The organism is Vibrio sp. dhg (assembly GCF_003443775.1).
In the GTDB taxonomy this organism is placed as follows: Bacteria; Pseudomonadota; Gammaproteobacteria; order Enterobacterales; family Vibrionaceae; genus Vibrio; species Vibrio natriegens.
Genome location: NZ_CP028943.1, coordinates 1,873,562 through 1,887,971, shown reverse-complemented (window position 1 = coordinate 1,887,971; position 14,410 = coordinate 1,873,562). Strand labels below are relative to the sequence as shown.

Below are 14,410 nucleotides of genomic sequence, written 5' to 3'. Positions count from 1 at the left end.
GTTTACGAACTTTTTGTCGTATTTCTCAACCTGAAAGTCAATTTGAAAATCGTTATGATTAATACGGCTTTATTCTTGGAATGTGCGTGAGTACAGGCGCATGTGTAATGGCTTCGATCTCTTCTTTGCGTCTTATCGATGAATCAAACAGCTCGATCAATAACGCAACACCAGCACCTAAACCAATTCCCGCCACCAATCCCGCAATGACAAATACAATCGCCGGAAGATTCGCCGGGCGACTAGGGGTATAGGGAAGGTCAATAATTTTGACGCGTTTGTTTTGCTCGAAAACCCCTAAAGAACCAGTGAGCTGAGCCATTTCGTAACGTTGAATTAATTCATCATAGAGTTGACGCTTAATTTCAGCGTTGCGAACTAAACGATGCATGGTTTTCGCGTTGTCACCGAATCGATTGGCTTCTTGCTCCAGGCTGGAAATCATTTCTTTTAAACTCTTTGTTTCTTCTGTGAGGGATTCATAACGACCTCGCACGAGTTGCAAGCTTTGTAGCTGGGTGACGAGTAAAGGTTGAATCTCTCCAAGATCTTTTAATTTATTGCTGCTGGCAATATCCCAAAGCTGATCGCTACTGATATTAGGTTGCTCCATTTTCAATAATAAAGCGCGTTCATTTTCTAAACGGCGTAACTCGCGTTCTTTGCCTTGAACAGCACTATGACTCTCAGTGTATTTCGCTTTGAGAAGAGTCAGTTCGCTACGAATCTCGATGATCTGATCTTCAATTTTTCCGACCACGGGGTTGGTTTTAGATAGTTGTTGATCGAGAGAACCCAGGCTCTTTTCAACCCCAGCGAGTTCGGCTTTTTTCTCTGCGTAGCTTTGTTTCAGAGAGGCCAGGCGACCTAGCGACTGACTTTGCATTTCTGGCGTTACCGATGCAAAGCGATTCTTAAAATCAGCCAGTTCGTTTTCCGCAATGTCGAGTTCCTGTCTGCGTTTCTCAATATGAATAGCGAGAAATTCTGACGAGTCCTGAATGGATGAACGCTCTGGTGCGAGAAGCTGCTCGATAAAATGTTCACTGATAGACTCTAATAACTCTTTCATACCGTCGGGGCGGGGAGCGGTCAGTGAGATTTTAAGAAAGTCTTTGCCCGGTTGAGTGATCGTTAAACTGTTTGAAAGCTGATTGATGATGTAATCACGCTTGGCTGGTGGCATTGAGTCGTTAATCAGCTGATGCTCATTCGCCACCGCAGTGAGTACATGGCGACTTTTCAGTAGCGTACTCAAGGCATTTAGACGTTCTTTTAGCATGGTTGAGACCGCGATATCTTCCAGAAACGGATTCATCTTCGCGGTTTCCTGAATCAGCATTGACGTATGCGACACGTAGTTAGTCGGTGCAATTTTACCAATAAAGTATCCAACGAATGGAAGGATAAGAATCGGTACGACAATCACATACCGTTGTCGCCATGCTGAATTGAGTATGATGATAAATCTCCGTTTTAGCTCGTTCATAGTGACTCCAACATACAGTTCAATTTAAGCGTACGTGCATCCCAACTTTCGTTGATAACTGACTTTTGTCGCTCAGAGATTGATTGACGATCTAACTGATTTAATGCCTCTGTGAATTGCTCGCAATCAGTTACGGTTGAAACCAAGGCTTTGTAAGGCGATAACGCGGGAAAAGGAGTAGTAATGACGGGACAGCCTGCTGCAAAGTATTCCAGTAATTTTAAAGGGCTGCATGAAGCAATTTGTCCATTGGATTTAAACGGAAGTAAACTCACATCCCAATGTTGACTGTAACTGGGTAAGTCGCGATGTGGCTTAGGGCCAAGGTAGTGCACATTCGCCAGTTTCGGTAGCGGATAGTTTGGAAGTTCAATTGGGCCGATAAATACAAATTGCCAGTTAGGGTTCGCGAGGCAAACTTGCTCGATGAGTTCGTAATCTAACCAGTTAGACAGGCTGCCATAAAACCCGGCAATCTTGTGATTTAGAGAGGGTAAATCTGTGGCTCGCTGGCTTGGCTGACTAAAAAGTGAGGTATCTACGCCATGAGGCAAGTAGTGAGTTTTGGTTTGGGGAAATTTTGCTAGCAAGGGTGCACTGGCTGCGAGTATAAGGTCCGCGTGCTCCATGAGTTTGTCTTCGTGCTGTTTGACCACCTTATGATCGACACCGGCAAGCGATGAGAAATCGTCTCCGCAATAGTAAACCACCGATGACTCACCGAGAGTTCCACATAAATCGGCTGCAGTCGGAAGTGAAGTCCATAAAATTGGTTTGTGCAGATGAAGCCTCTCGATAACGGGTTTCAGTTGAAGACGCATCAAGGTTTTGGCGACATAACGCGCGAATGCTGACTTAGGAGCGGGAAGCGTTTTAAGGTTGATCACCGTAATATTTACGTGATGCTCTCGCGGGTCGGTGTAACCACCTTTACTTTTACCCACAAGCTTACCGCAAGCACGTTTAACATCGTGCATATTTAACTTGGGTTGACGGAGTCCTATCGAGTTAACCCAAAGTACCTTGCGTTGTTTTGCTAACCGGGTAACCAGATGTTGTGTACTCGATGGTAAGCCACCAAAATCTTCACCAAAAACAATAAGATCTCGCATAGTGAACTCCTTAGTGATTAAGTGAACGTATCACTCTGGCAGGATTACCAGCAGCAACTACAAAAGCAGGCAGGTCTTTAGTGACCACACTACCAGCACCCACGATGGTCCCTTCGCCAATCGTGACATTGGGGCAAACCGTGACGTTTGTTCCTAGCCATACGTCCTTTGCAAGTACGATATCTCCAACATCGCATTCGAGATCGCCAAAGCCTTTCGCTCTTAAATCAGCGTCAAGTGAGTGGCCAGAATACCCAAACAGAAAGGCGCGACCGGCAATTCGAACATTGTCACCAATTTCAATTCGTCTCCCAATCGCAAAAGTACTCTGCCAACCGATATCGACGTTACTGCCAACAATCAGTTGTGGATCACTGGATTGGGGTCTGGCGCTAAACGTTGTTTGACCAGAGATACGGCAATCGTCTCCAAGAGTGATGGAAAGTGGCCCGGAAACAAAAGGCACACCACCAAAGAGATAAAGTCCTCGGCCATACTGAGAAAGTCGTCCTTTAAAGGCGGGGGTATGGATAAATACCCTAACCACGTTGCTCCAAATGGAGGTACTCGCTGAATAAACGGTGCGAACCGTCTTGTTCATCCACATCGGTGTAGGAAGATCACATGCACGAATCGATTTCAAAATGAGAAACAATTTGCGATATGAAGGGTTTTCGTGGTGTTGTAACCATACTTTGAAGTCATTTAACTGCTGAGCCAACATGATACTGTCCCTTATGTTGAGGTGATAAAGAGACTATTTCACGTTGCGTGCCAAAAAATAAATTGTTTAAAAACAGTAATATAAAAATTATTTGTTGAGTGTTTTTTTGGTATTCTCAATTTGAGAACGGATTTGAGTAATTCGGGAGATAGCGATACAAAGCGCTGCGAGGATATAAATCGGCCACGTGAAGCCTTGGGTTAGGAAAGTACCGGAAACCACAGTGCCAATTACACCCGCATACACCGCAAGCGCTGTTGCTGTGAGATAAGGGGAAACCGAGCCTTTTCGCTGATTTAAGATAGAAAGCGTTTGTCGGCTCGTTTTAATAAGCGAAATGATCATACCAATAAACACAGCCAGACCAAGAAACCCGGTCTCAGCCAACACGCCGAACCAAGTGCTGTGAACCGCGTGGTTGAGCCCGTCCCAATGTGAGCTGTAATAGTAGTAATTCGAATAGAAATTGTTTAAACCCACGCCACTAAACGGGTTCACCACCGCCATCTTAAACGCGGCTTCCCATGCATATAAGCGTCCCATGGCTGATGCGTCGATGCCGTCTTCTGCTGCGCCGCCTGACTGACGGTCGGAAATTCCGGCTACGGCAAACAGTCCCAGCAACCCAATCACAGCGATGAAGATCAATAGTGATTTTGAGCGAATCAGACGCAGGCCGAAAATACCAAATACAGCAACTGATCCCAAAAGCCCACCACGGCTTTGTGTCGCGATAACGGCTGCCATTGCCAGTACTAGCCCGGTAACACCAAGAATACGTGAGAAGCCTATACCTTTTGTGGTGGCAAAGCTGATCGCAAACGCCAGAGGAAACATTAATACCAGCGACAAATCATTCGGATCACCAAGCACAGAGCCCAACTGACGACCGATGGTGACTCTCGTCCCCTCAACTAAACCAATCCCTGAAGCCGAGTTATACAAAGCAACTACGGCGATTAATCCACCCGCTAAGATAATCAAGGTTGCGATTTTTCGCACTGCATCTTCCGTATTCACCAACCAAGCGATGGCTAGAGTCATGATGATGATTTTCCAATAGATATTTTTAAAATAGGTTATCGCAACGCCCGGGTTAGAGGACAAGACAATGCCTATGACAACAAGCCCCCAAAATAGGACGAGCCACGTCATACTCGGGTGCCAGAAAGTTTGTAGCTGGCGACTGATCAAGGTGTGCCAAATCAAAGCGCCAAGCGCTCCTAAAGAGAGGAGTAAAGGGATTTTTAATGAATAAAGTGCGGGTAAAGCTTCGTGAATTCGAAAGAAGCAAAATAGTACAAATAGACTCACCAACCAGAATGTCTGATTGAGCACAAACAATGCCGCAAGCGGTAAAAAGCAGAGCACAACGACAATTGCTGGATGAGGTATAACATACCAAACCATGGCTAGCGTAAACGTAACCAGCGTCATGAGCATTATTGGCCTGGCGTGTTTGACACTATTCATAGTGAGCGACCCACGTAGCGAGTTAACGTACTTGAAAGACGTTTGAGTGAAGCACCTGAAATCAACTGGAACCGAATGGCAAAAGCGACAACGCCTAACGGCTGAAGCAGCAGCATTAACGCGGACACCTCGATACTTTGATGATACCGACTGGTTAATAGAAACAGCACCGTTAACGCTATCAGCGCACAGATAGGACTGGTTTGATAATCCAGATAATGCGCACGTTGGCTAAACCAGATTGTGAATATGAATCGACTTAATTGCCCCGCGATCAATCCGTAAAGCATTGCTTCAATGCCAAGGTCAGCAGAAAGGATACAAATCACCATCGCCAATGCGGTGGAGGCGAGGTTAATGTACAAAAGCTGAGAGGTGTGCTTTTGGTAGAGAATGCCAAAGTTAGTCAACTCGACCAGCTCTTTGAATAGCATCATTGTTATGGTCATTCCAACCAAAGCGATGGCAGGCTGGTAAGAGTCCGGTAAAGAGAACGAAATAAAAAGCTGACTAAGCCATGCCACAGCGACAGCAATAACGCACAACAGCAGTATCCCTTGAGTCGTCACGCTAGCGACATGTTCACCTCCATTTTTGTTCATGGTTTCGAAACGTTTTGGCATCCACCACATATGAAAAGGTTGGATAAGAATACCGACGCCAAGTGCGAATTTAGCCGCAATCGCATACATGCCTAAGGTTTCTAAATCGGTTGCTCCCGCGATCAGCCACCTTTCTGCACCACTTAAACCAAATGCCACCACACCGGACAACATTAGTGGCGCAGAGTAGCGTATATAACGAATAAAGCGTTGTTTGTTAGGTAGGGAAAATGGAAAGTTGATGAAAACGTGCAAAAACAAAAACTGGATAAAGGTACACACGATATTGAGGGCAAAAACGAGTGTCACGTCGGGTTTGTATGTCAGGACGACAACAAGTAAAGAAACCTGAGCTAATACGGTCACGACACATATCTTAAAGAACAAGCTTGCTTGATTATGCAATCTTAACCAGGCAAGGCTGATAGCAAGGGGCGCTTCGTAACACAAAACCAAAGCCATAAATAGGATTTGCTCACTGGTGAACGTCGAAAGCTTAAAAGGGACCAGGTAATAAATGAACAAGATAAACAAACTCAGACTGAAAGAAACAACGAGCGATGCACTGTACAGTTGAGAAGCTTTTCTTTTTCGCACCGTGAAGCGACTGATTGTGCCTATAAATCGATAGAGATTTTCATGCATTGCAATGCCCACAATCAGACTAAAGAATACCGTTGTGATACCGAGCAACTCGAGATGGCCGATTTCTTGCGGTGACAAGTATTGGGCCATAAGAGGCAAAGTAAATAGCGACACACCTTTAATGAGGAACAGGCTGACTGCATATAAACTGATGTTTTTCAGATGGCTAACATTCATTGCAAAATTTCCTATTCAAACTGAATTAGTTGCATGCGTGAAGGGCTGATGTAACCACGTCACCATTAATGTGTTGTGCAAACTTTTGGTAGCAATGTTCAGCTTTATAGCGGGTCGCTATTTCTAACGCACGCTGGCTGCAACGATGAAATGCTTGTTGGTCGTTACTGGCGTAGAGCAGAGCATCACACAAAGAATCAGGGTTTCCCGGCTGATACTTAATACAGTTTTCATTGTGGGTCAGTGTCTTGTCCCAATATGCGCCATCTCGAGGAATGACAACGCACATACCCGCAGCCAGAGCCTCTAGAATTGATAAACCGAATGGCTCATTACCGCTGGTTGAAACAAAGATGTTGGATTGACTCCGGATATCATCCAAGTTTTCAGGGTCTTCATACCATATGGTGTGGGAGAGTAAAACCGGAGCGTTGGAGATTGGTAAACACGTATCGACGGGGCGAATGTAGCAAACATTGAGTACGACAGACTGACTAATAGCGGCACGTTTGGATGCTTTTATTAACGTTTCCAGACCTTTCCATTTCAGCAGCGATGCAGCCCAAAAGTAAACTGGTGTTTTCTTTTGACATTCCTTTGGCCAACGTGATGCTGGAATGCCATTCACAAATGACTGATATTGAGATGAGTTTAAGTAACTTTCAGCCATTGCCGAGGCGTCTTTTATTTTGGTCGCGGTTTTAAGGTAAGTTTCTAGTGCCGCTTTGAGGCTACAACGGGTAGAAGGTAAGTAAAACACGGCGTTCGCTCTGGTAAGACAGAAGCCAATAGAGCGTGAGATCCCGACGTTGCCGTGTATAAACTGAACGACTTCAATATTAAGAACCATTTGTAACAAATAGACTGGCATATCCATACCCGGCCCTGAAGCGCCGATGAACGTAGTAATGCCGCGATGCCCAATCAAAGTCTTTAGCAATACCAATAGAAGATACAGTTGGTTTAGCCAGTAGAGAATCCCATTGTGCTGACTCATTAACCAAGGAACTGGGGAAATGGAAATCAAAGTAACATTGTGTTTGGCGTAGAACTCTGTTTGCTTCCAGAATGCCGTGTCTACTGTTGCGACAATGAAATCATTGGACTCAACACGGCATACATTGAGCGCATCACTGGTTGCAATCTTAGATCCGCCTTTAAATGCGATAGGGTCAAAAATAAGCGTTTTCTTGTTTTGACTAGCCATGCTGGCCTCCAAACGACAAACGGTTTACCACATAGGTTTTGAGGGGGGATAAAGTGCTTATTAGAGAGCGATTGGCTACAAATGGCTGTTCCAATAAGTCTCTATAAAGAAGTTCTATTTTTCGGCAACTGACAGATAGATCATGATTTTGGGTAACGTGATCAAAACCGCTCATTCCATACTGTTCACATAGTTCAGGGTTATTGATTAGCACGCGCATCGCTTTTGCTATTGGGCCAATGCCCTTATTCGGATACAGAACTCCAGTTTCGCCATCGGTAATGAATTCAGGAATACCACCTTCAAGCGGCGCGATAACCGGGATCTTCGCAAGGGCAGCTTCTGCAACAGCCAGCCCAAAGGCTTCACTGCGAGCACCACTGATAAAGGCATCACATCCCTTGAGCCATCCAACGACATTGGATTGTTCGCCAACAAAGTGAATACGATTGCTTAGGTTTAGGCGACTGGCTTGTTGAACAAGCTTGTCCATTAAATCGCCATCGCCAATGACAACGAGACTGACGTTAGGATACTCAAAAGCCACGTGACGCATTGCGGTTATGATCCGGTCTACACCTTTACGGTGAATCAGAGAGCCAACCGTCGCAAAAACAAAATCCTGCTCTGGAATGGATAACGCTTGCCTAACATCGACTTTTTGCTGCGCGGAGAGTGAGACGGTATCAATACCGTTGTGAATGACCGATATTTTTTCGTTAGGGTAACCATCTTTAGTCATGAATTCAGCGACGTACTGACTGACTGAAATAATATGCGGAGAAAGGTGCAGGCCAAGCGTGAGGCGGTCGCGTGCTGGGTAAGGGCAGTGGAGCTGGGTAACGACGGGTACTTTCTTCATTCGTGCAGCGGCTAACATCCACTGGCAGGGCGCACCACTATTAATATGTACAAGGTCTATTTTTTCGCGTTCGATGATCTCGCAACCTTGCTTAGTCAGACCAAGCCAACCTGATACGTTGTATTTAGGTGGTTTCCAGCCAAGCAGCAGTGGAAAATGATTAAGCTGAGTTGGAACATTCATCAATTCTAACTGTTTTGAGAGTTCGCAATTATTGGTCCAAACGTAACAAGCGTAGTGATGATGTTCCATGTACTTAATAAGATCGAGCAAACATTTCTCACTGCCTCGGATCCAGTCATCGCCGTAATGTACAAATAGAATCTTTCTCTTCATGCCAACCCCTCACATCGCATTTGCATAAAACCGTTAATTGCACTTTTCGATAGGACTAACGCAAATGTGATGCCAAGAAGGCGGTGGTTCTATGTGATTGTTTTTAAGGTGCTTTATAGGAGGCTTGAGGTGGGGCTTTATTGTTTCTCAATTTGACAATCAGATTGAGAGCTATTGGGGAAGTAGAGTTTCATCATTTTTGGGATGACGGCAGATTGAGAATAGTGCTGTTCAACGCTATCAATCGCCTGCTTTTTTATCGCTAATTGCTGGTGGTGGGCGAGGGACAGATAGATGTTTAAAGCCTCATTCAATTGATTGACGTTGTCTACTAAGTATCCGTTGGTTTCGTGTTTAATAAGCTTCGACATATTTCCAACATTAAGTGAGACAACAGGGATACCTCTCGCCATCGCTTCGAGCGCTGTCATGGGTAAGCCTTCATAACGAGAGCAAATGATCAAAATGCCAATATGTTGCCAAATGGCGTCCATGTTGGTTTGGTGACCATGAAACCTGACGTTTGCCGGAGCGCCCTGTGTTAGCTCCGATTGCATGGCCCCTGAGCCATAAAGATCAAAACACAATGTTTGATTTTGGCGCGCCAAGTCAATAAATCGATCGGGGCCTTTCTCATGGCTTAGCCTGCCAACAAACGCGATTTGGTTTCCTGTTGAGGTAGCCGGTATCTTGGTATCAATAAAATTATTGAAACTTTCCGATTTGGTTATCAGCTTTTGGGCAATTCTTTCACTCACTGCGATTGAGTGATTTGACACAAACGTGGTGAACCGGTCGACACAGTCATATAACCACACCTTACCCGTTGGAGTTTCTCCTGCGTGATACGTAGATATTTGGCGAACTCCGGTCATTATTCTTGCTAGCTTGCAAACTAAGCTTGCTTTATAGCCATGAGCGTGGAGAAGAGCGGGTTTTTGCTTTCGTACTTGGCTAATTAAGTCGCCAAAGTAATTCGTGCCTGCAGAGCCCAGAAACTGGACAGCAATGCCACTTGATTCCAGCTTGTCTTTGAGCACTTGGGGTTTGGAATAAGTGCGCAGAAACATGACTTTGACAGGAACTTCAAAATGCTTGAGCCCATTTGCGAGCTCAAGCACATGTGTTTCAATGCCACCGAAAGTCAGGCTGTCGATGACTAGCCAGACTTCGTTACACGAGTTGTTGCTCATCTTCAGCTTCCCAGGCTTGCTTCTTACGGTATACCGTAGAAGGGCTAAGCTCTAAAAGTACCGCCGCGTTCAGTACGTTCCCGTCACAGTAATCAATGGCTTGTTGTATTGCCTCACGTTCAATTTGCCACATTGGCCTTATCGCTACAGGTCTTTCAATTTGCGGCTCAGTAACCGCGTCGTGACTATTTTCAGGAGCCTCATTGATAACGACGGGTTGCGGAGTGATGATTGGCTCAGGTTTAGCTACGCTGTTTTGCTTTGGCGTACGGCTTGATGTGACCTGAGATGGCAAATGCTCAAGGCGCAAATGACTATCGTCATTAAGGACCACGATATTGCGAATAATGTTTTGAAGCTGACGGACGTTACCCGGCCACGCATAGCGTTTTAGCGTTGGCTCTGCATCTCGGTGGATTGCGTTAAACTTTTTGCCATCTTCTTTAGCGTACAGCTTAAGAAAGTGAGTCGCTAACGTCGTAATATCGTTGCCGCGCTCGCGTAATGGTGGCATATCAATAGGCACTACATGCACGCGGTAGTAGAGATCTTCTCTGAAACGGCCTTCTTCTACTTCAACAAGAGGATCTCGGTTCGTCGCGCAGATGATACGAATATCGACTTTCATTTCTTTATTTGCGCCTAGTGGGGTAAAGGTACCTGTCTGCAAAAATCTGAGTAATTTCTTTTGCATCTCAAGTTCCATCTCACACAGCTCATCAAGAAAAAGCGTACCACCGTTGGCCATTGAGGCCGCACCTTTGCGATCGGCAGTAGCGCCTGTAAATGCGCCCCTGACGTGACCAAAGATTTCACTCTCCATGAGATCTTTTGGAATCGCACCACAGTTAATGGCGATAAACGGTTTATCTTTACGCTTACTCTCGCGGTGGATGGCTTCGGCGCACACTTCCTTACCCGTACCACTTTCACCGACAATAAAAACACTTGCTGTCGTTGGTGCCACTGAATCGATGATCTTGTACACACCTTGCATTGGAAGGCTAGATCCGATGAAGCCGTGGAATCGGTTTCGATCGAATTTGTTTTCTATGTCTTCGACAAGGTTCTCCAGTTTAACTTGTTGCAAGTGCAGAGCGATGGAGGTCTTTAGACGATCAGCATTAATTGGTTTTTCGAGAAAGTCTTTCGCTCCTTTTTGCACAAGGCTAACCGCCAGATCTACTGAGCCATGCGCGGTGGCAATGACGACGGATGTCGGGACTTGGTTCTCGTTAATCCAATCCAGAATTTGCTCGCCATCCATGTCGGGCAGTCTAAAGTCCAGAATAACTAATTGGGGAACATTTCTTTCAATAAAGGCGATGGCTTCTTTACCTGTCTCTACATGAAACAGGTCATAGGGCTCGTGCTGTACATACTGTTTGTACAAAATAGCAAGAGAAGTTGAGTCTTCGATTAGGAGTACTTTTGGTTTCATTGGAGCTGTCCTCTCTTAAGCCTTTATAGTTGTGTTGGTTCAATAAACCCTTGCTGTTTCCTTTCCTCTAATGCTTTTAGTGACTCTGAGGCAACAACTTCAAGTTTTTGTTTGTAGCTGAAAGCCTGCTCTTGTTTGCCGTCTAAGCAAAGATGCTCGATTTTTCGCGCGAAATTGGACAAAGTTCTATTACCGAGTGCCAGAGCTGAACTACCTAGGGTATGCGCTTCGAACTCTAATGTTTCTTTATCTTGAGACTCCATAGCCAGATATATTTTTGCTAAACGCTGCTGAGATTCTTCAAGATAATGCTCGATGAGTAATGGAATGACATCGGCACTCGTGTCTGCGATCATTTGCTGCAAAATCTGTTCGTCTACTAAATCCAAATTTACTGCTTCCTCACGTTGGTTCGATTGACCTACGTTGGTATTTGTATATGAATTCTGATGCTTAATCAAATGACAGGGGCCTGATTTTAGATCTTGGTTTTCCTCTTGGTCATCATTTAAGAATAGGTTAATTTTTTCAATTAGTTGTGACAGCCTTAGGGGTTTTGACAAGTAGTCGTTCATGCCCGACGCAAGAAACTTTTCTTTATCACCAGCCAGTGAGTGTGCAGTTAGGGCGATAATTGGGATATCACACGCCTTACTGTCATCAAGGCTCCGAATCGCTTTGCAGGCTTGCATGCCATCCATTTCAGGCATGGAGATATCCATAAAAATCAGGTCATATTGATATTCCTGGACCATGGAAACCGCTTGTTTGCCATTTTCGGCAATATCGATAGATAGACCAACCCGCTTGAACATTTCTCGTATGACGAGCTGATTTGCTTTGTTATCTTCTGCGACAAGAATACGAGCGTTCGAACGAATCAATTCCTGACGGAGTGAATCAATATTTGGAGAGGTCAACAACTCATCGGCTACCGAGAGCGTGATGTCAAATGTGAATGTACTGCCTACGCCGGGTGTGCTTTCGACCGTGACGTCACCATCCATAAGGGTACAGAGTCGGCGACAGATAGCGAGGCCAAGCCCCGAACCTTCTTTGCTGCGTGAATAGGTTTGGTCTGCCATCGTAAATTCATCAAACAAGTAATCAATCGAGCTATTTTTGATGCCAATCCCAGTGTCTTGAATTTGGCAGGTGATTTTTACTCGCCCTTGTTCCAATGCCTCCGACCCAACTTTAACCGTGACGCTGCCTTCATGAGTAAACTTGATGGCATTGCCAAGCAGGTTAAGAAGTATCTGTTTTACGCGGTTTTTGTCTCCGCTGACTTTACTTGGAACTGTGCCCTCAATGTAGCAATGTAAAATCAGGTTTTGACTCTTGGCTGTGGGCAAAAATGAATTCACCACGCTTTCGACACACTGTCTGAAGTCGAAAGGTTTATCTTCCAGAATGAGCGTATTGGACTCCATACGAGTGAAATCAAGAATGTCATTAATGACGGAAAGTAGGAAGTTGCCCGATTCAGTAGCGGTTGCGACCAGCTTTCTTTGCTCGTTAGTGAGTTTGGTTTCTTCAAGGATATTTAATATGCCCAATACGCCATTCATCGGAGTGCGTATCTCATGAGACATGGAGGCGAGAAAGCGGCTTTTAGAGTCGTTTGCCAGTTCGGCACCTTCCCGTGCTGCAGTGAGGTTTTGATAGTCTTGTTCTAACTTAGCCGACATCTCATCGAATGCTTTGGTGACTTCACCAAGCTCATCTTTGGAATAGTGTTTAAGTTGAAACCCCGGGCCTTTTTCCCGAAGTGTTTGGGCGGCAGAGGCTAAACGGGTGAGATTCTTAGTCAGATAGGTTCCAAGGATAAAGGAGAAAAACGCCACCAATACGACTTCGATGGTTGCAATACTGATAATTGCTTGCTGCGCGTCAAAGAGCATATTGCTGATAGGGTGTGTCTCAAACCCCATATCTACATACCCATAGATATTACCGTTACTTTCAATGGGGGTACGTAGATCGAAGATACCGTCTTTCACGTCTTTTAGAGTTTCATCACTGACCATTGAGCGTGCAAGTAGCGCTGGGTCTCCTGCAGTGGCCATTTGGTTGCCACCGCGTAACACACGAACGTAAGCGACATCTTCTAACTTGATGAACTCTTGAGCTAAGTCGTCCAACGTCGCTAAATCAGTAGAAAGTAGCGCGTCTTTCGCAGCATGAGTAAACATAACTGCACTTGAATGAGCTCTTTGGAGTAACTGCTTCTCGTTGGAATCTGAGAGAAAACTCATCGCATTAGCCACGAGAATGATGAGTGCCGTAATTTCGATGAGAGCTATGCCAAGAATTGTTTTAGAACGCAACGTCATTAAAGCCTCCGGTTAGTCCAGTACTTTGATATTGAGTGCTCTCACATCGTCCCAATCGGTGTCGATAGCTGATTCAAATCCGTTGATATTTAATAATTTTAGGGACGTTTTCCCTTCGAGTGTTTGATCTATAGACTTGAGCGCTTGTTGGATCGATTTGACTTGTTCGTGAGTCATTCTCGGGTGATGGGCTATGGCATGCGGTGTATACGGTTTTGTTGTCCAAATAGGTTCTAGCTGAGATTTAACCTCGTCAGGTAATGAGTTAAAGGTTCTCATCACACCGCCGCCTGCTGGGTAAAAACCTCTCGCCACAGACAAATACACCGAGTCATGTGATGTAACGTAGTCAGACTCAAATTCGACGTTAGCCTCTCTCAAGTCACTTTGCGTTAATACCGTTGCAGCAAAGGCAGCAGGAGAAGGGAAGGCGAGCCTTTGTCCTTGCAGCGCTTGTAAAGACTCAATATTGTTGGCTTTCCTTGCTACCAGAATTCCGCTTATTTTTTTATCCTTGGCTTTGGCGAAGGCCCGATAGCCCGGCTGTTTGCTGTAGACGGTGTAATGATATGGGTTCATGTAAGCGATATCGTATTCGCCCGCCGACAAACGCTTTTCATACTCCGGAATGTTAGGAGCCGTGCTAAAGGCAATGTCGTAACCGGTTTCTCTGCTTATTTCAGCAACGAGAGGCTCCCACTGCTCGGCAAGTCGGCTGGCAGATTGCTGAGGCACAACGCCAAATGTAAGGGTTTCAGCAACGGTTACTGCCGAAAGTAACAGAGTCGAAAGGGCGATAAAGGTTTTTCTCAT

At 45.3% G+C, this 14,410-nt stretch carries 11 protein-coding genes; all 11 read right to left on the bottom strand.

Features of this window, described 5'->3' with window-relative positions:
- Nucleotides 1-58 precede the first annotated feature (58 nt).
- Nucleotides 59-1,489 (bottom strand): chain-length determining protein, encoded by a 1,431-nt coding sequence (locus tag DBX26_RS08680; RefSeq protein WP_118118786.1) that lies wholly within the window; start codon nt 1,487-1,489, stop codon nt 59-61.
- Nucleotides 1,486-2,601, bottom strand: coding sequence for a glycosyltransferase (locus DBX26_RS08675; protein WP_118118784.1), 1,116 nt, complete (start codon nt 2,599-2,601; stop codon nt 1,486-1,488). The genes DBX26_RS08680 and DBX26_RS08675 overlap by 4 nt, the downstream gene beginning before the upstream one ends.
- A 10-nt stretch (nt 2,602-2,611) precedes the next feature.
- Nucleotides 2,612-3,325 (bottom strand): acyltransferase, encoded by a 714-nt coding sequence (locus DBX26_RS08670; protein ID WP_118118782.1) that lies wholly within the window; start codon nt 3,323-3,325, stop codon nt 2,612-2,614.
- An 87-nt stretch (nt 3,326-3,412) separates the two neighbouring features.
- Entirely contained in the window at nt 3,413-4,762 is a 1,350-nt protein-coding gene (locus DBX26_RS08665; RefSeq protein WP_174234197.1) for an O-antigen ligase family protein, read from the bottom strand.
- 32 nt (nt 4,763-4,794) lie between these two features.
- Nucleotides 4,795-6,222, bottom strand: coding sequence for a lipopolysaccharide biosynthesis protein (locus DBX26_RS08660; protein ID WP_118118778.1), 1,428 nt, complete (start codon nt 6,220-6,222; stop codon nt 4,795-4,797).
- A 25-nt stretch (nt 6,223-6,247) separates the two neighbouring features.
- Nucleotides 6,248-7,429: a glycosyltransferase family 4 protein gene (locus DBX26_RS08655; protein WP_118118776.1), complete on the bottom strand. Its 1,182-nt coding sequence runs from the start codon at nt 7,427-7,429 to the stop codon at nt 6,248-6,250.
- The gene (locus DBX26_RS08650; RefSeq protein ID WP_118118774.1) at nt 7,422-8,627 is read right to left on the bottom strand and encodes a glycosyltransferase family 4 protein; all 1,206 of its coding nucleotides are present in this window, start codon (nt 8,625-8,627) and stop codon (nt 7,422-7,424) included. Before DBX26_RS08650 ends, DBX26_RS08655 begins: the two co-directional genes overlap by 8 nt.
- Nucleotides 8,628-8,764: 137 nt before the next feature.
- Nucleotides 8,765-9,820 carry a glycosyltransferase family 4 protein gene (locus DBX26_RS08645; protein ID WP_118118772.1) on the bottom strand — a complete coding sequence of 352 codons (1,056 nt, stop codon included), beginning with the start codon at nt 9,818-9,820 and terminating at the stop codon, nt 8,765-8,767.
- Nucleotides 9,801-11,261 (bottom strand): sigma-54 dependent transcriptional regulator, encoded by a 1,461-nt coding sequence (locus DBX26_RS08640; RefSeq protein WP_118118770.1) that lies wholly within the window; start codon nt 11,259-11,261, stop codon nt 9,801-9,803. The genes DBX26_RS08645 and DBX26_RS08640 overlap by 20 nt, the downstream gene beginning before the upstream one ends.
- A gap of 23 nt (nt 11,262-11,284) precedes the next feature.
- Nucleotides 11,285-13,597 (bottom strand): response regulator, encoded by a 2,313-nt coding sequence (locus DBX26_RS08635; protein WP_118118768.1) that lies wholly within the window; start codon nt 13,595-13,597, stop codon nt 11,285-11,287.
- A gap of 12 nt (nt 13,598-13,609) precedes the next feature.
- On the bottom strand, nt 13,610-14,410 hold the full coding sequence (locus tag DBX26_RS08630; RefSeq protein ID WP_065296978.1) for a phosphate/phosphite/phosphonate ABC transporter substrate-binding protein: 801 nt from the start codon (nt 14,408-14,410) through the stop codon (nt 13,610-13,612).

What these genes read in the sequence shown, in the direction of transcription:
- DBX26_RS08680 (WP_118118786.1), bottom strand. Translation starts at nt 1,489, where the DNA reads ATGAACGAGCTAAAACGGAGATTTATCATCATACTCAATTCAGCATGG.
- DBX26_RS08675 (WP_118118784.1), bottom strand. Translation starts at nt 2,601, where the DNA reads ATGCGAGATCTTATTGTTTTTGGTGAAGATTTTGGTGGCTTACCATCG.
- DBX26_RS08670 (WP_118118782.1), bottom strand. Translation starts at nt 3,325, where the DNA reads ATGTTGGCTCAGCAGTTAAATGACTTCAAAGTATGGTTACAACACCAC.
- DBX26_RS08665 (WP_174234197.1), bottom strand. Translation starts at nt 4,762, where the DNA reads ATGACGCTGGTTACGTTTACGCTAGCCATGGTTTGGTATGTTATACCT.
- DBX26_RS08660 (WP_118118778.1), bottom strand. Translation starts at nt 6,222, where the DNA reads ATGAATGTTAGCCATCTGAAAAACATCAGTTTATATGCAGTCAGCCTG.
- DBX26_RS08655 (WP_118118776.1), bottom strand. Translation starts at nt 7,429, where the DNA reads ATGGCTAGTCAAAACAAGAAAACGCTTATTTTTGACCCTATCGCATTT.
- DBX26_RS08650 (WP_118118774.1), bottom strand. Translation starts at nt 8,627, where the DNA reads ATGAAGAGAAAGATTCTATTTGTACATTACGGCGATGACTGGATCCGA.
- DBX26_RS08645 (WP_118118772.1), bottom strand. Translation starts at nt 9,820, where the DNA reads ATGAGCAACAACTCGTGTAACGAAGTCTGGCTAGTCATCGACAGCCTG.
- DBX26_RS08640 (WP_118118770.1), bottom strand. Translation starts at nt 11,261, where the DNA reads ATGAAACCAAAAGTACTCCTAATCGAAGACTCAACTTCTCTTGCTATT.
- DBX26_RS08635 (WP_118118768.1), bottom strand. Translation starts at nt 13,597, where the DNA reads ATGACGTTGCGTTCTAAAACAATTCTTGGCATAGCTCTCATCGAAATT.
- DBX26_RS08630 (WP_065296978.1), bottom strand. Translation starts at nt 14,410, where the DNA reads ATGAGAAAAACCTTTATCGCCCTTTCGACTCTGTTACTTTCGGCAGTA.